The organism is Cognatishimia activa (assembly GCF_026016445.1).
In the GTDB taxonomy this organism is placed as follows: Bacteria; Pseudomonadota; Alphaproteobacteria; order Rhodobacterales; family Rhodobacteraceae; genus Cognatishimia; species Cognatishimia activa_B.
Genome location: NZ_CP096147.1, coordinates 916,876 through 934,174 on the forward strand (window position 1 = coordinate 916,876; position 17,299 = coordinate 934,174).

General features: G+C 54.9%; 22 protein-coding genes. All 22 read left to right on the forward strand.

Annotated features, from left to right (window positions below; translation table 11 throughout):
• Positions 1-168: 168 nt before the first annotated feature.
• The 22 genes from M0D42_RS04420 to M0D42_RS04525 all read left to right on the forward strand — a co-directional run bounded on the left by M0D42_RS04420 (position 169) and on the right by M0D42_RS04525 (position 17,290).
• A complete protein-coding gene (locus tag M0D42_RS04420; protein WP_265020398.1) occupies positions 169-534 on the forward strand; it encodes an NADH-quinone oxidoreductase subunit A in 366 nt (121 codons plus the stop codon).
• A complete protein-coding gene (locus M0D42_RS04425) occupies positions 534-1,058 on the forward strand; it encodes a NuoB/complex I 20 kDa subunit family protein (protein ID WP_265021095.1) in 525 nt (174 codons plus the stop codon). The genes M0D42_RS04420 and M0D42_RS04425 overlap by 1 nt, the downstream gene beginning before the upstream one ends.
• Positions 1,055-1,663 (forward strand): NADH-quinone oxidoreductase subunit C, encoded by a 609-nt coding sequence (locus M0D42_RS04430; protein ID WP_265020399.1) that lies wholly within the window; start codon positions 1,055-1,057, stop codon positions 1,661-1,663. The genes M0D42_RS04425 and M0D42_RS04430 overlap by 4 nt, the downstream gene beginning before the upstream one ends.
• Positions 1,660-1,839: a hypothetical protein gene (locus M0D42_RS04435; RefSeq protein ID WP_265020400.1), complete on the forward strand. Its 180-nt coding sequence runs from the start codon at positions 1,660-1,662 to the stop codon at positions 1,837-1,839. The genes M0D42_RS04430 and M0D42_RS04435 overlap by 4 nt, the downstream gene beginning before the upstream one ends.
• Positions 1,839-3,062, forward strand: coding sequence for an NADH-quinone oxidoreductase subunit D (locus M0D42_RS04440; RefSeq protein WP_265020401.1), 1,224 nt, complete (start codon positions 1,839-1,841; stop codon positions 3,060-3,062). Before M0D42_RS04435 ends, M0D42_RS04440 begins: the two co-directional genes overlap by 1 nt.
• The gene (gene nuoE / locus M0D42_RS04445) at positions 3,062-4,171 is read left to right on the forward strand and encodes an NADH-quinone oxidoreductase subunit NuoE (RefSeq protein ID WP_265020402.1); all 1,110 of its coding nucleotides are present in this window, start codon (positions 3,062-3,064) and stop codon (positions 4,169-4,171) included. Before M0D42_RS04440 ends, nuoE begins: the two co-directional genes overlap by 1 nt.
• A gap of 25 nt (positions 4,172-4,196) precedes the next feature.
• On the forward strand, positions 4,197-4,772 hold the full coding sequence (locus M0D42_RS04450; RefSeq protein ID WP_265020403.1) for an NADH:ubiquinone oxidoreductase: 576 nt from the start codon (positions 4,197-4,199) through the stop codon (positions 4,770-4,772).
• Between the two features lie 45 nt (positions 4,773-4,817).
• On the forward strand, positions 4,818-5,045 hold the full coding sequence (locus M0D42_RS04455) for a DUF5337 domain-containing protein (RefSeq protein ID WP_265021096.1): 228 nt from the start codon (positions 4,818-4,820) through the stop codon (positions 5,043-5,045).
• A 6-nt stretch (positions 5,046-5,051) separates the two neighbouring features.
• Complete coding sequence (nuoF, locus tag M0D42_RS04460; RefSeq protein WP_265020404.1) at positions 5,052-6,350, forward strand: NADH-quinone oxidoreductase subunit NuoF; 1,299 nt, start codon at positions 5,052-5,054, stop codon at positions 6,348-6,350.
• A gap of 5 nt (positions 6,351-6,355) precedes the next feature.
• On the forward strand, positions 6,356-6,826 hold the full coding sequence (locus M0D42_RS04465; RefSeq protein ID WP_265020405.1) for a hypothetical protein: 471 nt from the start codon (positions 6,356-6,358) through the stop codon (positions 6,824-6,826).
• Entirely contained in the window at positions 6,823-7,158 is a 336-nt protein-coding gene (locus M0D42_RS04470; protein ID WP_265020406.1) for a hypothetical protein, read from the forward strand. Before M0D42_RS04465 ends, M0D42_RS04470 begins: the two co-directional genes overlap by 4 nt.
• 178 nt (positions 7,159-7,336) lie before the next feature.
• Positions 7,337-7,747: a DUF5333 domain-containing protein gene (locus M0D42_RS04475; RefSeq protein ID WP_265020407.1), complete on the forward strand. Its 411-nt coding sequence runs from the start codon at positions 7,337-7,339 to the stop codon at positions 7,745-7,747.
• 2 nt (positions 7,748-7,749) lie between these two features.
• Positions 7,750-9,768 (forward strand): NADH-quinone oxidoreductase subunit NuoG, encoded by a 2,019-nt coding sequence (gene nuoG / locus M0D42_RS04480; protein ID WP_265020408.1) that lies wholly within the window; start codon positions 7,750-7,752, stop codon positions 9,766-9,768.
• An 8-nt stretch (positions 9,769-9,776) separates the two neighbouring features.
• On the forward strand, positions 9,777-10,187 hold the full coding sequence (locus tag M0D42_RS04485; protein ID WP_419195958.1) for a hypothetical protein: 411 nt from the start codon (positions 9,777-9,779) through the stop codon (positions 10,185-10,187).
• Between the two features lie 6 nt (positions 10,188-10,193).
• On the forward strand, positions 10,194-11,231 hold the full coding sequence (gene nuoH / locus M0D42_RS04490) for an NADH-quinone oxidoreductase subunit NuoH (RefSeq protein ID WP_265020409.1): 1,038 nt from the start codon (positions 10,194-10,196) through the stop codon (positions 11,229-11,231).
• Positions 11,232-11,240: 9 nt separating this feature from the next.
• The gene (locus M0D42_RS04495) at positions 11,241-11,816 is read left to right on the forward strand and encodes a hypothetical protein (protein WP_265020410.1); all 576 of its coding nucleotides are present in this window, start codon (positions 11,241-11,243) and stop codon (positions 11,814-11,816) included.
• A gap of 1 nt (position 11,817) precedes the next feature.
• Positions 11,818-12,312 (forward strand): NADH-quinone oxidoreductase subunit NuoI, encoded by a 495-nt coding sequence (gene nuoI / locus M0D42_RS04500; RefSeq protein WP_265020411.1) that lies wholly within the window; start codon positions 11,818-11,820, stop codon positions 12,310-12,312.
• A complete protein-coding gene (locus tag M0D42_RS04505; protein ID WP_265020412.1) occupies positions 12,309-12,716 on the forward strand; it encodes a carboxymuconolactone decarboxylase family protein in 408 nt (135 codons plus the stop codon). Before nuoI ends, M0D42_RS04505 begins: the two co-directional genes overlap by 4 nt.
• The gene (locus M0D42_RS04510) at positions 12,713-13,321 is read left to right on the forward strand and encodes an NADH-quinone oxidoreductase subunit J (RefSeq protein WP_265020413.1); all 609 of its coding nucleotides are present in this window, start codon (positions 12,713-12,715) and stop codon (positions 13,319-13,321) included. Before M0D42_RS04505 ends, M0D42_RS04510 begins: the two co-directional genes overlap by 4 nt.
• A gap of 37 nt (positions 13,322-13,358) precedes the next feature.
• Positions 13,359-13,664 carry an NADH-quinone oxidoreductase subunit NuoK gene (nuoK, locus tag M0D42_RS04515; protein ID WP_072794219.1) on the forward strand — a complete coding sequence of 102 codons (306 nt, stop codon included), beginning with the start codon at positions 13,359-13,361 and terminating at the stop codon, positions 13,662-13,664.
• A gap of 6 nt (positions 13,665-13,670) precedes the next feature.
• Positions 13,671-15,743: an NADH-quinone oxidoreductase subunit L gene (gene nuoL / locus M0D42_RS04520; RefSeq protein ID WP_265020414.1), complete on the forward strand. Its 2,073-nt coding sequence runs from the start codon at positions 13,671-13,673 to the stop codon at positions 15,741-15,743.
• Positions 15,743-17,290: an NADH-quinone oxidoreductase subunit M gene (locus M0D42_RS04525; RefSeq protein WP_265020415.1), complete on the forward strand. Its 1,548-nt coding sequence runs from the start codon at positions 15,743-15,745 to the stop codon at positions 17,288-17,290. Before nuoL ends, M0D42_RS04525 begins: the two co-directional genes overlap by 1 nt.
• Positions 17,291-17,299: the final 9 nt, after the last annotated feature.

The window sequence follows — 17,299 nt, forward strand, 5'->3', positions numbered from 1 at the left end:
GAATCTGACAGGTGCGACACATGTGCCTATTGCGACTCGTTAAATGCGCAAGGATACGGGCGGATTTGGTTGACCATCTCCTAAGGCATAACTACAACCGTCAGGACTATACAGCTATTTGAATTGCCGCTGGATTCCTTGAATTGGGCCGCATGAAAGGAGCCACCTGTGGAAGAGATGCTGAGGGAATACCTTCCCATTCTCGTCTTTCTGGCCATCGCAATCGCACTTGGCCTTGTTTTGATCCTCGCCGCTGTTGTTGCTGCTGTTCGTAATCCCGATCCTGAAAAAGTTTCCGCATATGAATGTGGCTTTAACGCTTTTGACGATGCGCGGATGAAATTTGACGTCCGGTTCTACCTCGTCTCGATCCTCTTCATCATCTTCGATCTGGAAATCGCGATGCTCTTCCCATGGGCAGTGGCATTCAAAGACATCAGCATGGTCGGCTTCTGGTCGATGATGGTTTTCCTTGGCGTACTGACCATCGGCTTTGCTTATGAGTGGAAGAAGGGGGCTCTGGAATGGGAGTGATGACCGGAGCCAACACAGCGGGTGTCGACAAAGAAGTTGCGACCCAGGCGCTGAACGCTGAGCTGCAGGACAAAGGCTTTCTGCTGACGTCTACCGAAGACATAATCAACTGGGCGCGTACAGGGTCTTTGCACTGGATGACTTTCGGTCTGGCCTGCTGTGCGGTTGAGATGATTCAGCTTTCTATGCCGCGCTATGATCTTGAACGTTTTGGCACAGCACCGCGTGCTTCTCCGCGTCAGTCTGACTTGATGATTGTGGCTGGTACGCTGACCAACAAAATGGCGCCGGCGTTGCGCAAGGTCTACGATCAGATGCCAGAACCTCGTTACGTGATCTCCATGGGATCCTGCGCAAACGGCGGCGGCTACTACCACTATTCCTATTCTGTTGTGCGTGGCTGTGACCGGGTTGTACCGGTTGACGTTTATGTGCCGGGCTGCCCTCCAACAGCTGAAGCACTGCTTTACGGCATCCTGCAGCTGCAACGTAAAATCCGCCGCACGGGGACACTGGTACGATGAGCGACGCCCTGAATGAACTCGGCGCTCTGATTGAGGCCAAACGCCCGGACTGTGTACTTGCTTGGGATGTGACCCACGGCGAGCTGAACATCGACGTGGCTCCATCCAACATCGTGAATTTTATGGAGTTCCTGAAGAAGGAGCCCACCTGCATGTTCACCTCATTGATGGATCAGACAGCGGTAGACTACCCAGATCGCGATAAGCGCTTTGATGTTGTCTATCATCTGCTCTCGATGCATCAGAACCAGCGCGTTCGCTTGCGGGTTTCCATTCGCGAAGACGAGATGGTGCCATCGGTCACCGAAATCCATCCCGGTGCAAACTGGTTTGAGCGTGAAACCTTCGATATGTTTGGGATCATCTTCACTGATCACCCGGATCTGCGCCGCCTACTAACGGACTATGGTTTCCGTGGGCACCCGCTGCGCAAGGATTTCCCAACCACGGGCTACACTGAAGTGCGTTATGACGAAGAGCTGAAACGCGTCGTTTATGAACCAGTGAGCCTGCCTCAGGAATACCGTCAGTTCGATTTCATGTCCCCATGGGAAGGGGCGAATTACATCCTGCCGGGTGATGAGAAAGAAGGGGAGAAAGCATGAGCTCGATCGGATATCTGATCATGGCGGCTCTGACCTTTGTGCCGTTCTGGATCTTCCTGCCAAAGTTCAATCTGCCGTCTTGGTTTGCGATTTTCTCGCTCACACCATTCACGGTGATCCCACTTCTTTGGGTAATGGCATTCCGTGACAAAATTAAAATTCCGGGGATCGACTAATGGACGGCTCCAAATTTGATGACGGCAGCGTTGACGCGCTGCAGGGCGAACAGAAAATTCGCAATTTCAACCTGAACTTCGGCCCACAACACCCTGCGGCGCATGGTGTTTTGCGTTTGGTGCTTGAGCTTGATGGTGAGATCGTGGAACGCTGCGATCCCCACGTAGGACTACTGCATCGCGGTACCGAAAAGCTGATGGAAAGCCGCACATATCTACAGAACCTGCCGTACTTTGACCGGCTGGATTATGTGGCTCCGATGAATCAGGAACACGCTTGGTGCTTGGCAATCGAGAAGCTGACAGGCACCGAAGTCCCACGCCGTGGCCAGTTAATCCGCGTGCTGTTCTGCGAAATAGGTCGTGTGCTGAACCACCTGATGAACGTGACCACACAGGCGATGGATGTTGGTGCGTTGACACCTCCGCTCTGGGGCTTTGAAGATCGCGAGAAGCTGATGATCTTCTACGAACGGGCTTGTGGTGCGCGTCTTCACGCGAACTACTTCCGTCCGGGTGGGGTGCATCAGGATATTGATGACAAACTGGTTGATGACATCGAGGAATGGGCAATCACATTCCCAGAACGTCTGGATGACATCGATGGGTTGCTGACTGAAAACCGCATTTTCAAGCAACGCAACGTAGATATTGGCGTCGTCACTCCTGATGACGTGCACGAATGGGGCTTTTCCGGCGTGATGGCGCGTTCTGCCGGGCTGGCATGGGATTTGCGCCGTGCTCAGCCATATGAGTGCTACGACGAGTTTGAATTCCAGGTGCCGGTTGGCAAAAACGGTGACTGCTATGACCGCTACCTGATGCGCATGGAAGAGATGCGTCAGTCGGTTTCGATCATCCGCCAGGCCATCGTGAAGCTGCGTGAAGCGACCGGCGACGTGCTGGCGCGAGGCAAAATCACACCGCCGAAGCGCAGCGAAATGAAAACGTCCATGGAAAGCCTGATCCATCACTTCAAGCTTTATACCGAAGGTTTCCACGTGCCTGCGGGCGAAGTTTACTGCGCGGTCGAAGCGCCAAAAGGCGAGTTTGGCGTTTACCTGGTGGCTGATGGCACCAACAAGCCGTATCGCAGCAAAATCCGCGCGCCGGGCTATGCGCATCTGCAAGCCATGGACCACATTTCCAAAGGCCACCAGCTGGCTGATGTCGCTGCCATCATCGGCACCATGGACATCGTGTTTGGGGAGATCGACCGCTAATGCTCCGCCGTCTTTATCACGAACAACCGGATAGTTTCACCTTCACTCCGGCGAACCAAGCTTGGGCTGAAGCGCAGATCACTAAGTATCCTGAGGGCCGTCAGGCCTCTGCTGTGATCCCACTTTTGTGGCGCGCGCAGGAGCAGGAGGGCTGGGTCACGAAGCCAGCGATCGAGTATATCGCGGACATGCTGGATATGGCCTATATTCGGGTGCTGGAAGTCACGTCTTTCTACTTTATGTTTCAGATGCAACCTGTTGGTTCCGTTGCGCATTTGCAGATTTGCGGAACCACTTCCTGCATGATTTGTGGCGCTGAAGATCTGATTGCGGTTTGTAAAGAAAAGATTGCTGCCAACCCTCATGAGCTTTCTGCAGATGGCAAGTTTAGCTGGGAAGAGGTGGAATGTCTGGGTGCTTGTACAAACGCCCCGATGGCGCAGATCGGTAAAGACTATTACGAGGACCTGACTGCAGACGGTCTCGCCAAAATGATCGATGAGATGGCGGCGGGCAATGTGCCTGTGCCGGGGCCTCAGAACGGGCGTTATGCGGCAGAGCCTTTGTCTGGGCTGACATCGCTGACCGAATTTGATAGCGGCAAGACGCAGTATAACGCATCGGCACAGCTGGCAACTGATCTGGGTGACAGCATCAAGCGGATCGATGGTTCTGAAGTGCCTTTGACGACACCTTGGATTGGTAAAGACGGCAAGGTTGCTGGCCGGGATACGGCTGAGCCTACACCTAAGGCGCCTGCGCCAGCAAAACCTGCTGTGAAGCAGGCGGAAGAGGCTAAGAAAGCCGAAAAGCCAGCCAAGAAACCTGCTGCGAAAAAGCCGGCTAAGAAAGCGACTGATTCAGGTACAGATGATCTGAAAGAACTGAAAGGCGTCGGACCTGCACTTGAGAAAAAGCTGCATGACGCAGGCGTGACAAGCTTTGCGCAAATCGCAGCCTGGGGTGCAGATGATATCGCTGAGATGGACGACAAACTGTCGTTCAAAGGGCGCATTGAGCGTGATGGATGGATCGAACAAGCAAAGAAACTCGCGGCAGGTGAAGCCACAGAGTTTTCCAAGAAAGTCAAAAAAGGTGACGTTTATTAACAAGTTCTGAAACGGGGGAAATGCAATGGGACAAACAGATCAAAACAAAACGTGCAGCGCAGTGTGCTGGGTGATAGCGGCGGTATTGGGGATAATCCTCTTTTTCCTGCTTACACCGGCTGTGGCGTTCTTGATTGCATTAATCCTTGCGGTGGTGGCGGTGTTTGTTTTGGCGATGCTGTTTAAGAAGTTTTTTTGCAGCAACGCGCCTGAAGCGGTTGAAGCGGCACCCGCACCAGCTCCGGCTTCTCCAGCACCTGAGCCAGCTCCTGCACCGGAGCCTGAGGTAGAGGCGGTTGCGACCGCAGCCGAGCCCGCTGCCGAAGAAGCTCCTGCCGAAGAGGCGGCTCCGATGGAAGAGGACAAACCATCTGCTCCGGCAGCGGCAGCGAGTGCCGGTGCAGCGGATAATTTGAAATTACTGAAAGGCGTGGGACCTGCGCTGGAGAAAAAACTGCATGCGGCCGGAGTGACAAGCTTTGCGCAGATTGCAGCTTGGGGCCCAGAAGATGTGGCAGAGATGGACGATAAACTATCGTTCAAAGGTCGCATCGATCGGGACAATTGGATTGGTCAGGCGAAAGACCTGGCTGGGAAGTAAAAGAAACTGTCGCGTCCTTCGGGGCGCGTCGTGAAACGGCGGAATATGACGGGAACCGAAAGAGATCAGCTGCTGGCGCGCAAAGGGCGCATGCTGAGCCTTGTGATTGCAGGGACGTTGATCATCTGGATGCTTCTGCAAGTCATTTCACCAATGATTGGACTGCCGGGGCGTTTTGCTCTGCTGTTTGATTTCGCGGCGATGGCGGCGCTGGTTTGGGCGCTGGTCAATGTTTATCAGCTCTGGCGCGCGCGCCGGGAAGAAGAAGGGTAAAACGGGATGCTCAAAGATCAGGACCGTATCTTTACCAACCTCTATGGCATGCACGAGCGCACGCTTGCGGGCGCGAAGCAGCGTGGCCATTGGGATGGCACGGCGGGCATCATCGAAAAAGGTCGCGACTGGATCATCGACAATATGAAGGCCTCTGGCCTGCGTGGTCGCGGCGGCGCGGGCTTCCCGACGGGGTTGAAGTGGTCCTTCATGCCGAAGGAAAGCGATGGACGCCCCGCGTATTTGGTGATCAACGCAGATGAATCCGAGCCAGGCACCTGTAAAGACCGCGAGATCATGCGCCATGATCCGCATACGCTGATCGAAGGGGCCTTAATTGCCTCCTTCGCGATGAATGCCCACACCTGCTACATCTACCTGCGCGGCGAATATATCCGCGAGCGCGAGGCGCTGCAGGCCGCCATCGACGAATGTTATGACGCGGGTCTTCTGGGTCGCAATGCCGCCGGTTCCGGTTGGGACTTTGACGTCTTCCTGCACCATGGCGCAGGGGCTTATATCTGCGGCGAAGAAACGGCTCTGATTGAAAGCCTTGAAGGCAAAAAGGGCATGCCGCGCATGAAACCGCCTTTCCCAGCGGGCGCAGGTCTTTATGGCTGCCCAACCACCGTGAACAACGTTGAATCCATCGCCGTTGTACCAACCATCCTGCGCCGCGGGGCCGAATGGTTTGCGGGCTTTGGTCGCGCGAACAATGCGGGCACCAAACTCTTTGCGATTTCGGGCCATGTGAACAACCCATGTGTGGTCGAAGAGGCCATGTCGATTTCATTCGAAGAGCTGATCGAGAAACACTGCGGTGGCATTCGCGGTGGCTGGGACAATCTTCTGGCGGTCATTCCGGGTGGGTCTTCCGTGCCTTGCGTGCGGGGTGAAAACATGCGCGATGCGACCATGGATTTTGATTACCTGCGCAATGAGCTGGGGTCGGGCCTTGGTACTGCTGCCGTGATCGTCATGGACAAGCAGACCGATATCATCAAAGCGATCTGGCGTCTTTCAAAGTTCTACAAACACGAAAGCTGCGGTCAGTGTACTCCGTGCCGTGAAGGCACCGGGTGGATGATGCGCGTGATGGACCGTCTGGTGAAAGGCGAGGCCGATATTGAAGAAATCGACATGCTTTGGGATGTGACCAAGCAAGTTGAAGGCCACACCATCTGCGCGCTTGGCGATGCAGCAGCTTGGCCAATTCAAGGTCTCATTCGTAATTTCCGCGAAGAGATTGAAGATCGCATTAAATCAATAAAGACAGGTCGCGTTTCAGCGATTGCAGCGGAGTAATTCCTTTGAAGAGCATTTCAATTTCCTTGGTGATCAGTTTTGCGGTTTTGGCGGGATGCCAAACCACAACCAACGGAGATACCGTGTCGTCAGCCTCTCAATGGAAGCAGGCGCAGGAGGTACGTAGTGCTAAGCTCAATTCACCAGCGCGACTGCGGTTTTCTGCATTGACAGACGAAGAAGGGTTCGCTGCATTTGCAGTCGCTGCCCATATTTTTGAACGTTGTGACGGCATGGAGGTCAGTAAATTTGCTCAAGAATATGCACGTCCAACGTTCAACCGAGCAGCTGTTTTCAAAGGCAAAGATAAGGTCGCGGCTGCATTTGAACGTGCAAAAGCAAATTTTGCTGCAAAGTATGGCAAGCCACTCATTTCAGACGCCAACCATTGTGATGCGGCGCAAAGAGAGATCAAGGAACAAACCGCCGCGAGCTTCTTCTTTGATACTTCGAATACTGGGGCAGCAAATTCATGAACATTCGTGTTGTAATATCAATCGGACTGGTTGCATTGATGGCAACTTCGGCCTGTTCGCGCTTGAAGAAGGATGATGGGGTGCGGTTTGACGGACAGAAGTTCCGCATAAAAGCCTCCAAGGTCGACAAAGACGATCGGAGCCGCTTTGTGACGTCGGCCGCTCCGGCTTCAAAATCTTTGGACGGTGCGCGCGAGGCTGCAGCTTATGGCGGTACCGAATATTGCATCGCGCAGTATGGCACTTCTCTGATTGCTTGGGCCCACGGTCCAGAGGATGATCCAAAATTTGATGGCGACCGTTTGGTGCTGGAAGGACAGTGCAAACCGTGATCCAGCCATCGGCATATCCGGGGCCGTGCAATGTGCGGGGCCCAGCCGATGATCGGCAAAACTGCGCTGATTTCAGCGCAGTAGGGGCGTGTTATTGCATAACAGCCTCCCAAATCCCTGATCTAGACCAGAGCGGGTGCTTTTTGAGCGCCTCTTTTGGCATGAACGGAGATTTGACATGCGTATGATTATGATTGCGGGCCTTGTGGCCACCACTTTGATGTCCTCGACCGGTATTGCTCAGGCAAAACGGCCTTTGGAAGAGGTGTCCAGCATCACCGATGGCCTGCTTTGGATTGGTATTGCAGATGAGATCCGCAACACCTGCCCAAGCATTTCGGCGCGGATGTTCCGGGCGCTTAATCGCATCAACAGCATCCACAACGAAGCCAAGTCGCTTGGCTACACCAAAGATGAAATCGAAACCTTCCGCACAAGCGATGCCAATAAGGCAGAGTTGCGCCGCAGAGGCGAGGCCTATCTCGCGGCCAATGGCGTGAAGTTTGATGATCCCGAAACCTATTGTGCAGCTGGACGCGCGGAAATCGCAAAATCTAGCCAGATCGGCACGCTTTTAAGGGCGAACTAACTATGTCTGACCTACGCAAGATCAACATTGACGGGACCGAAGTGGAAGTCGACGGCGCGATGACGCTGATCCAGGCCTGTGAAGAGGCCGGGGTCGAGGTTCCGCGCTTCTGCTACCACGAACGTCTGTCCATCGCGGGCAACTGCCGGATGTGTCTTGTTGAGGTCGTGGGCGGCCCGCCAAAACCAGCCGCGTCTTGCGCGATGCAGGTGCGGGATTTGCGTCCCGGTCCTGAAGGGCAGGCGCCAGTTGTCAAAACCAACTCGCCTATGGTGAAGAAAGCCCGCGAAGGTGTGATGGAGTTCATGCTGATCAACCACCCGCTGGATTGCCCGATCTGCGACCAGGGTGGTGAGTGTGATCTACAGGATCAGGCGATGGCTTATGGCTTGGCGGGTACGCGTTTCAAAGAAGCAAAGCGCGCAGTGGATGATCTGGACCTTGGTCCGCTAGTCTCAACCACCATGACCCGCTGTATTTCCTGCACCCGCTGCGTGCGTTTCACCACGGAAATCGCGGGCATCACCCAGATGGGCCAGACCGGTCGCGGCGAAGATGCCGAGATCACCAGCTATCTGAACCAGACCTTGGACAGCAACCTGCAGGGCAATATTATCGACCTCTGCCCAGTTGGTGCGCTGACCTCCAAACCTTACGCCTTTACCGCGCGCCCGTGGGAGCTGACCAAGACAGAAACCATCGACGTGATGGATGCTCTGGGCTCTAACATTCGTGTGGACACGAAGGGTCGCGAAGTGATGCGCATTCTTCCGCGTAACCATGATGGCGTGAATGAAGAGTGGATTTCAGACAAGACCCGCTTTGTCTGGGACGGGTTGCGTCGTCAGCGTTTGGATCGCCCGTATGTGCGCGAAAACGGCAAGCTGCGTCCGGCCACATGGGGCGAAGCGCTGAGCAAAGCCGCCGAAGCCATGAAGGGCAGGAAAGTTGCGGGTCTGATTGGTGATCTTGTCTCCACCGAAGCGGCATACGCCCTAAAAGCGTTGGTTGAAGGGCAGGGCGGTAAAGTCGAATGCCGTACTGACAATGCGCGTCTGCCGATTGGGAACCGTTCTGGTTACGTTGGCACGGCTTCTGTAGAAGACATCGACAGCGCGAAAGCGATCATGCTGATCGGCACCAACCCAGAAGTCGAAGCACCGGTTCTGAACGCGCGCATCCGCAAGGCGTGGCTGAATGGCGCGAAGATCGGCGTGGTCGGTCCGAAATTGGATCTGTCTTACGAATACTTCCACATCGGCGAAGATCGCAAAGCGCTGGAAGGACTGCTTGGCCCGAACACGAAAGACGCACTAGGCAAAGACACTCTGGTTATTCTCGGGCAGGGCGCGATTGGTGAAGCAGACGGTCTGGCTGTACTGGCGCATGCTCAGAAATTTGCCGAGATGACGGAAAGCAAGTTCCTTGTTCTGCACACAGCAGCATCTCGTGTCGGCGCAATGGACGTGGGCGCGGTGACCGAAGGTGGCATGCTGGCCGCGACCGAGGGTGCTGAAGTCATCTTTAATCTGGGCGCAGACGAAGTTGAAATCGATGCAGGACCGTTTGTGATCTACCAAGGCTCTCATGGCGATCGGGGTGCAAACCGCGCTGACGTGATCCTGCCAGCGGCGGCTTACACGGAAGAGAACGGTCTCTTCGTGAACACCGAGGGTCGCCCACAGCTCGCGATGCGTGCGAATTTTGCGCCGGGTGAAGCCAAGGAAAACTGGGCGATCCTGAGGGCGCTTTCTGCGGAACTCGGCGAAGCATTGCCCTATGATAGCCTTGCGCAGCTGCGCACTGCCATTATCAAAGAAGTTCCGCACCTGAAGAAGGTCGACCAAGTCATTGAAAATGAATGGCAACCTTTGGAGCTTGATAAGCTCGGCGATGCGACTTTCCGCACCTCTATCAAAGACTTCTACCTGACAAACCCAATCGCCCGCGCGAGCACATTGATGGCGGAACTCTCTGCCAACGCCAAAGCGCGTAGCGAAACCAAGATCGCAGCGGAGTAAGTCACAGAATGCGCACCTTCCTTCATATCGCAGCAACGACACTGGCAGCCGCCAGCCTGTCGGCCTGCGCAATGCAGGATGAAGGCGTTGCGCGTGACAATCTGGCGTTTGATCCAACTTACCAAAGCGTGCGCACAGACCTGCTGGACGGTGATCTTGTGAACTTCCACGTGGAAATGACCGGCGCGCGCAATGGCGCTGATGTTCATGCCTATGCGGAATGCGCTGCCGCGCAATATGCACTGATCCGGGGCTACGGGTTTGCGCGCCATGTGCGCACAACAATTGAAACTCAGGGCGATGCCTGGAGCGGGGATGCGGTTTACACCATCTCTGCCGCGCTGCCCCGTGGTTTGAAAACCATCGACGCCGAAGTCGTGGTCTCAAACTGCGCAGAAAATAGAATACCGACGGTGTGAGGACCTATGGCTGACTTCTTTACCACCCCCCTCGGACTAGGCGTCCTGATCATCGCGCAAGTATTGGCCGTTGTTGGCTTTGTGATGGTCTCGCTTCTGTTCCTTGTTTACGGGGACCGCAAGATCTGGGCGGCTGTGCAAATGCGGCGCGGACCAAACGTGGTTGGCGCTTGGGGCTTGCTCCAGACCGTGGCTGACGCGCTGAAATACATCGTGAAAGAGATCGTGGTGCCTGCGGGGGCGGACAAAACAGTCTTCCTGCTTGCGCCGCTGACATCCTTTGTTCTGGCGATGATCGCCTGGGCCGTGATCCCGTTCAACGATGGCTGGGTACTGTCCGACATCAACGTGGCGATCCTCTATGTTTTCGCGGTCTCTTCGCTGGAAGTCTACGGCGTGATCATGGGCGGTTGGGCATCGAACTCGAAGTACCCTTTCCTTGGCTCTCTGCGCTCTGCGGCGCAGATGATTTCTTACGAGGTTTCCATCGGTCTGATCATCATCGGCGTGATCATCACCACTGGGTCTATGAACTTCGGTGACATCGTAAAGGCACAGGACGGCGACTATGGCTTCTTCAGCTGGTACTGGCTGCCACACTTCCCGATGGTCTTCCTGTTCTTTATCAGCGCCTTGGCGGAAACCAACCGCCCGCCGTTCGACCTGCCAGAAGCGGAATCCGAACTCGTTGCAGGTTACCAAGTAGAGTATTCCTCCACACCGTTCCTGCTGTTCATGGCCGGTGAATATATCGCCATCTTCCTGATGTGCGCGTTGACATCGCTCCTGTTCTTCGGTGGTTGGCTCTCCCCAATCCCAGGTCTGCCAGATGGCGTGCTGTGGATGGTTGGCAAAATGGCCTGCTTCTTCTTCATCTTCGCGATGGTGAAGGCGATCACGCCACGCTACCGTTATGACCAGCTGATGCGCATCGGTTGGAAGGTCTTCCTGCCGCTGTCGCTCGTTTGGGTGGTCGTAGTGGCATTCCTCGCAAAATTCGAAGCCTTCGGCGGTGCATATGCACGCTGGGCGATTGGAGGCTGATCGGTGCGAATGGGTTTTCAAATACCTATAGCAGTGCTGGTATCGCTGTTGTCCGCGTCCATTGGTTTTGCGAAAACGCCAAGGGAAGCGATGCAGTCGCTTTGCCCGACGGAAGTGCATGACCTAGAATCTAAGTTTAACGGTGCCGAGAACTATGCATCGGTTGATGACAATCCTGCGGTCCAAAACTTTTGGTCTCAGAATTTTGCGATTGATGTAGAAAATGATAGCCCGATTGTTGATCCGGTTTCGCAAGGCATTACAGCCGTTGGGGTAATCGCTAATTTTGGGATTGTTTCTGCTGCTCGCAAACTGGATGAAGTGAGCAGAGAAGATCATCAAAACGCGGACATCTTAGAGGTGCAGATCGCAATGCTTGATTGTGTGAGTTCCAAGTCAAAAGAACTCCCGCTTTCGGCAAACGTTGTCCTACAAGCTCTAGAATTCTGTGGGTATCGTGAAACCCTTGCTGAATTTGAAACAGTTTTTAGGTCTGGAAACTCGCAGGGTTTGAACTGGCGGCAAATCCTTGATGAAAATCTAAAGGATGACGATCGATGCCAAGCAGCACGAAAGGCAATCTAACATGACCCAAATCGACTACACCCGCGCTGCCAAATATTTCCTGCTGGCGGATTTCGTCAAAGGCTTCAAGCTGGGTTTCAAATATTTCTTTGCCCCTAAAGCGACGCTGAACTACCCGCATGAAAAGGGGCCGCTTAGCCCACGTTTCCGTGGTGAACATGCGCTGCGCCGCTATCCAAATGGCGAAGAGCGCTGCATTGCCTGCAAACTCTGCGAGGCGATCTGCCCGGCACAGGCCATCACCATTGACGCGGAACCACGCGAAGATGGCAGCCGCCGCACCACGCGTTATGACATCGACATGACCAAATGCATCTACTGCGGTTTCTGCCAGGAAGCCTGCCCGGTGGATGCGATTGTCGAAGGTCCAAACTTTGAATTCGCGACCGAAACCCGGGAAGAACTGTTCTATGACAAGGAAAAACTCCTTGAGAACGGCGAACGCTGGGAAGCCGAGATCGCACGCAACCTAGAACTGGATGCACCTTACCGATGACCGACTCTTCAAACCCGTTCGAAAAAATGATCCAGCAGTATCAGGATATGGCGAAATCGCTGAATCCTGCGCTGGAGTCCTTCACCCCGAAAGGGTTTGAAAAGCTGATGCCTACGATGCCCAAGGACATGATGGAAATGTTCTTTGGCAACACGCTGAACAAAGACGGTTTGGACGCAAAGACCCGTTTGCTGTTGACCTTAGGCGCTTTGACTGTGCTGGGCGGGCAGGCTGAGGCGCAGGTGCGTTTGACCGTGAAGCACTTGCTGGAAGCAGGTGCGACGAAACAAGAGATTGTCGAAACCATCGGCCAGATGTCGATGTTTGCAGGCATTCCAGCCATGACCAAAGTGATGGAACTCGCGCAAGAGGTCATGGACGCAAGCGAGGAAGACGACACATGACAATTGCAGCTCTGGCATTTTATCTTTTTGCCTTCTGCGTGATAGCAGGCGGTCTGCTGACCGTGATCAGCAAGAACCCGGTGCATTCCGTGCTTTGGCTGATCCTGGCCTTCATCAGCTCGGCTGGCTTGTTTGTTCTGCTCGGCGCTGAATTCGTCGCGATGCTTCTGATCATCGTCTACGTGGGCGCGGTGGCCGTGCTCTTCCTGTTTGTCGTCATGATGCTGGATGTAGACTTTGCCGAACTCAAAGCGGGCATGGCGCAATATATGCCCATCGCGATCCTGATTGGGGTGGTTTTGCTAATGCAATTCGGTCTGGCCTTTGGCTCTTGGACCGAAGCAGAGCAAGCCGCGAGCCTGCGTGAAGCCGTTGCGCCGGAAGGTGTGGAAAATACCGCCGCATTGGGTCTGCTTATTTACGACCAATACTTCCTTCTGTTCCAACTTGCCGGGCTGATCCTGCTGGTCGCGATGATCGGTGCGATTGTCCTAACCATCCGTCACCGCCGCGACGTGAAGCGCCAGAACGTGCTGGAGCAGATGTGGCGTGATCCAGCGGATGCGATGGAACTGAAAGACATTAAACCGGGGCAGGGCCTGTAAGGGCCTCACGGAAGAAGAAAGACCGAGGGACATACTAATGATCGGACTTGAACATTACCTGACGGTGGCGGCGACGCTTTTCGTCATCGGCATTTTCGGGCTTTTCCTGAACCGGAAGAACGTCATCATCCTTTTGATGTCGATCGAACTGATGCTGCTGGCGGTGAACATCAACCTTGTGGCCTTCTCAAGCTTCCTTGGGGATCTGGTGGGGCAGGTTTTCACACTCTTCGTTCTGACCGTGGCCGCCGCTGAGGCCGCCATTGGCCTAGCGATCCTTGTCAGCTTCTTCCGCAACCGTGGCACTATCGCGGTTGAAGACGTCAACGTGATGAAAGGCTAATCGAGCATGGAAACGATCATCCTCTTTGCGCCTCTCGTCGGGGCCATCATTGCAGGCTTCGGGTGGCGCTATATCGGCGAAGCCGCAGCGCAATATGTGACGACGGGGCTTCTGTTCCTTGCTGCACTGCTGTCTTGGATTGTGTTCTTCACACATGGGTCTGAAACGCAGCAGATACATATTCTGGATTTCATCCAATCCGGCACGCTGGACACCAGCTGGTCGATCCGTCTGGATCGCCTGACCTCGACCATGCTGATCGTTGTGACGACTGTGTCTGCACTCGTACACCTCTACAGCTTCGGCTACATGGCGCACGACGAGAATTTCTCGGAAGATCAGCACTATAAGGCGCGTTTCTTCGCCTACTTGAGCTTCTTTACCTTCGCCATGCTGATGCTGGTGACCGCAGATAACCTCGTTCAGATGTTCTTTGGATGGGAAGGCGTGGGCGTCGCGTCCTACTTGCTGATTGGCTTCTACTGGAAGAAACAAAGCGCTGGTGCCGCAGCGATCAAAGCCTTTGTGGTGAACCGGGTTGGTGACTTCGGCTTTGCGCTGGGTATCTTCGGTCTCTTCATGCTGACGGATAGCATTGACTTTGATGTGATCTTTGCCTCCGCGCCGGAACTCGCTGAAACAACCATCCGCTTCCTCTGGACAGACTGGAACGCCGCAAACTTGCTGGCCTTCCTGCTGTTTGTCGGCGCGATGGGGAAATCGGCGCAGCTGATCCTGCACACATGGTTGCCGGACGCGATGGAAGGCCCGACACCGGTGTCGGCCCTGATCCACGCCGCGACAATGGTGACCGCAGGTGTCTTCCTTGTGTGCCGCATGTCTCCACTGATGGAGTTCGCGCCGGAAGCTACCGCTTTCATCACTTTCCTCGGTGCGACCACCGCTTTCTTCGCGGCAACCGTTGGCCTCGTGCAGAACGACATCAAACGCGTGATTGCCTATTCGACCTGTTCTCAACTGGGGTACATGTTCGTAGCAGCTGGCGTCGGTGTTTACTCGGTCGCGATGTTCCACCTTTTCACGCACGCCTTCTTTAAAGCCATGCTCTTCTTGGGCGCTGGTTCCGTGATCCACGGCATGCACCACGAGCAGGACATGCGGAACTACGGCGGGTTGCGTAAGAAACTGCCGTATACTTTCTGGGCCATGATGATCGGTACTTTCGCGATCACCGGCGTGGGTATTCCGCTGTCTGGCTGGATCGGTTTTGCAGGCTTTGCCTCCAAAGATGCGGTGATTGAATCCGCTTTCGCAGCGACCAATGGCGGCTATGCCTTCTGGATGCTTGTAATCGCGGCGCTCTTCACCAGCTTCTACAGCTGGCGCCTGATTTTCCTGACCTTCTACGGTAAACCACGTGGTGACAAACACACCCACGATCATGCGCATGAAAGCCCACGCGTTATGCTGATCCCGCTGGGCGCTTTGGCAGTCGGTGCGGTCTTTGCCGGCGCAATCTGGTATTCAAGCTTCTTTGGCAAAACCAATGAGGTCGTGAAATTCTTCGGCGGCCACTATGAAGAGCCAGCAAAGGAACTGGCAGCATCCGTCGCTGAGGCTAATCCGAAAGCCTCCAAGCTGAAATACGTCATGGCGGGTGAACCGGGTGAGGCGGCGATTTATATGGCGCCAGAAAACACCATCCTGCACGAAGCGCACTATGTGCCAACGTGGGTGAAGCTCTCACCGTTTATCTCGATGCTGCTTGGGTTTGTGGTTGCCCTCTGGTTCTACATCTGGAACCCAGCGATGCCGCGGATTATGGCGGACAACATGCGTCCGCTTTATATGTTCTTGCTGAACAAATGGTACTTTGACGAGATCTACGATTTCCTTTTCGTCCGTCCTGCCAATGCACTCGGCCGTTTCCTGTGGAAACGTGGCGATGGCAATGTGATTGACGGGTCTCTGAACGGGATCGCCATGGGCATCGTGCCTTTCTTCACTAGGCTCGCCGGCCGGGCGCAGTCTGGCTATATCTTCACCTATGCCTTTGCGATGGTGATCGGGATTGTGGTTCTGATCACTTGGATGACGCTCGCGGGAGGAGCGCACTGATGGATAACCTTCTTTCCATTGTCACGTTTATCCCCGCGATTGCGGCGGCGATCCTGCTGATCTTTTTACCGGGCGGAGAAAGCGAAACCTCTGCGCGCAACGCCAAATGGGTGGCGTTGATTGCGACAGTCATCACATTCCTGGTGTCGCTGTTTATCCTAGCGGAATTTGATCCCAACGACACAGGCATGCAGTTCGTTGAAGAGCGCGACTGGCTGCTGGGTCTGAAATACAAACTGGGTGTCGACGGTATTTCGGTACTCTTCGTGATGCTGACAACCTTCATGATGCCGCTGACGATTGCAGCATCCTGGGACGTCAAGGTCCGCGTCAAAGAATATCTGATCGCCTTCCTACTGCTGGAAACGCTGATGCTCGGCGTCTTCATGGCGCTGGATCTGGTGCTGTTTTATTTGTTCTTCGAAGCAGGCCTCATTCCGATGTTCCTGATCATCGGTATCTGGGGGGGCGCAAACCGCATCTATGCGAGCTTTAAGTTCTTCCTCTACACCTTCCTTGGCTCTGTCCTGATGCTGGTGGCGATGGTCGCGATGTTTGCGGATGCGGGCACAACCGATATCCCGACGCTGATGAACCACACCTTCAGCTTTGAGAGCTTTGATATTCTGGGCATTCACATCGTGGGCGGTTTACAGACATTGCTGTTCCTTGCGTTCTTCGCAAGCTTCGCCGTGAAGATGCCGATGTGGCCGGTGCACACATGGTTGCCAGACGCGCACGTTCAGGCGCCAACTGCGGGCTCCGTGGTTCTGGCGGCAATCTTGCTGAAAATGGGCGGCTACGGCTTCCTGCGCTTCAGCCTGCCGATGTTCCCGGTGGGCGCAGAAGTGCTGACTGATCTGGTCCTCTGGATGTCCGCGATTGCGATTGTCTACACATCGCTGGTGGCGCTGGTACAGGAAGACATGAAGAAGCTCATTGCTTATTCCTCGGTCGCACACATGGGTTACGTGACCATGGGTATCTTTGCAGCGAACCAACAGGGCATCGACGGTGCGATCTTCCAGATGCTGAGCCACGGCTTCATCTCTGGCGCGCTCTTCCTGTGTGTGGGCGTGATTTACGACCGGATGCACACGCGTGAGATCGACGCCTACGGTGGTCTTGTGAATCGCATGCCAGCTTATGCGCTGATCTTCATGTTCTTCACCATGGCGAACGTCGGCCTGCCGGGCACCTCTGGGTTTGTCGGTGAATTCCTGACCCTGATGGGGGCATTTAAAGCCAACACATGGGTGGCGGCGATTGCTACATCCGGCGTGATCTTGTCAGCGGCTTATGCGCTGTGGCTCTATCGTCGCGTCGTGATGGGCGACCTCATCAAAGAGAGCCTGAAGACCATCAAAGACATGACCGCGCGCGAGAAGTGGATCTTTGCACCGCTTGTCGCCATGACACTCTTGCTGGGTGTCTACCCGGCGCTGGTCACGGACATCATTGGCCCTTCGGTTGAAGCGCTGATCAACAATTACGAAACCGCCTTGGCGCAGTCCCCGACTGCGACCCAAGTTGCAGCGGCACACTGAGGGAGCGTT

Excerpts from the sequence above, each read along its gene's own strand:
- M0D42_RS04475 (WP_265020407.1), top strand. The coding sequence starts at position 7,337 with ATGCGTATGATTATGATTGCGGGCCTTGTGGCCACCACTTTGATGTCC.
- M0D42_RS04525 (WP_265020415.1), top strand. The coding sequence starts at position 15,743 with ATGGATAACCTTCTTTCCATTGTCACGTTTATCCCCGCGATTGCGGCG.
- nuoK (WP_072794219.1), top strand. The coding sequence starts at position 13,359 with ATGATCGGACTTGAACATTACCTGACGGTGGCGGCGACGCTTTTCGTC.
- M0D42_RS04505 (WP_265020412.1), top strand. The coding sequence starts at position 12,309 with ATGACCGACTCTTCAAACCCGTTCGAAAAAATGATCCAGCAGTATCAG.
- M0D42_RS04450 (WP_265020403.1), top strand. The coding sequence starts at position 4,197 with ATGGGACAAACAGATCAAAACAAAACGTGCAGCGCAGTGTGCTGGGTG.
- M0D42_RS04440 (WP_265020401.1), top strand. The coding sequence starts at position 1,839 with ATGGACGGCTCCAAATTTGATGACGGCAGCGTTGACGCGCTGCAGGGC.
- M0D42_RS04430 (WP_265020399.1), top strand. The coding sequence starts at position 1,055 with ATGAGCGACGCCCTGAATGAACTCGGCGCTCTGATTGAGGCCAAACGC.
- M0D42_RS04425 (WP_265021095.1), top strand. The coding sequence starts at position 534 with ATGACCGGAGCCAACACAGCGGGTGTCGACAAAGAAGTTGCGACCCAG.
- M0D42_RS04455 (WP_265021096.1), top strand. The coding sequence starts at position 4,818 with ATGACGGGAACCGAAAGAGATCAGCTGCTGGCGCGCAAAGGGCGCATG.
- nuoG (WP_265020408.1), top strand. The coding sequence starts at position 7,750 with ATGTCTGACCTACGCAAGATCAACATTGACGGGACCGAAGTGGAAGTC.
- M0D42_RS04510 (WP_265020413.1), top strand. The coding sequence starts at position 12,713 with ATGACAATTGCAGCTCTGGCATTTTATCTTTTTGCCTTCTGCGTGATA.
- nuoE (WP_265020402.1), top strand. The coding sequence starts at position 3,062 with ATGCTCCGCCGTCTTTATCACGAACAACCGGATAGTTTCACCTTCACT.
- M0D42_RS04495 (WP_265020410.1), top strand. The coding sequence starts at position 11,241 with ATGGGTTTTCAAATACCTATAGCAGTGCTGGTATCGCTGTTGTCCGCG.
- nuoH (WP_265020409.1), top strand. The coding sequence starts at position 10,194 with ATGGCTGACTTCTTTACCACCCCCCTCGGACTAGGCGTCCTGATCATC.
- M0D42_RS04470 (WP_265020406.1), top strand. The coding sequence starts at position 6,823 with ATGAACATTCGTGTTGTAATATCAATCGGACTGGTTGCATTGATGGCA.
- M0D42_RS04485 (WP_419195958.1), top strand. The coding sequence starts at position 9,777 with ATGCGCACCTTCCTTCATATCGCAGCAACGACACTGGCAGCCGCCAGC.
- nuoI (WP_265020411.1), top strand. The coding sequence starts at position 11,818 with ATGACCCAAATCGACTACACCCGCGCTGCCAAATATTTCCTGCTGGCG.
- nuoL (WP_265020414.1), top strand. The coding sequence starts at position 13,671 with ATGGAAACGATCATCCTCTTTGCGCCTCTCGTCGGGGCCATCATTGCA.
- M0D42_RS04435 (WP_265020400.1), top strand. The coding sequence starts at position 1,660 with ATGAGCTCGATCGGATATCTGATCATGGCGGCTCTGACCTTTGTGCCG.
- nuoF (WP_265020404.1), top strand. The coding sequence starts at position 5,052 with ATGCTCAAAGATCAGGACCGTATCTTTACCAACCTCTATGGCATGCAC.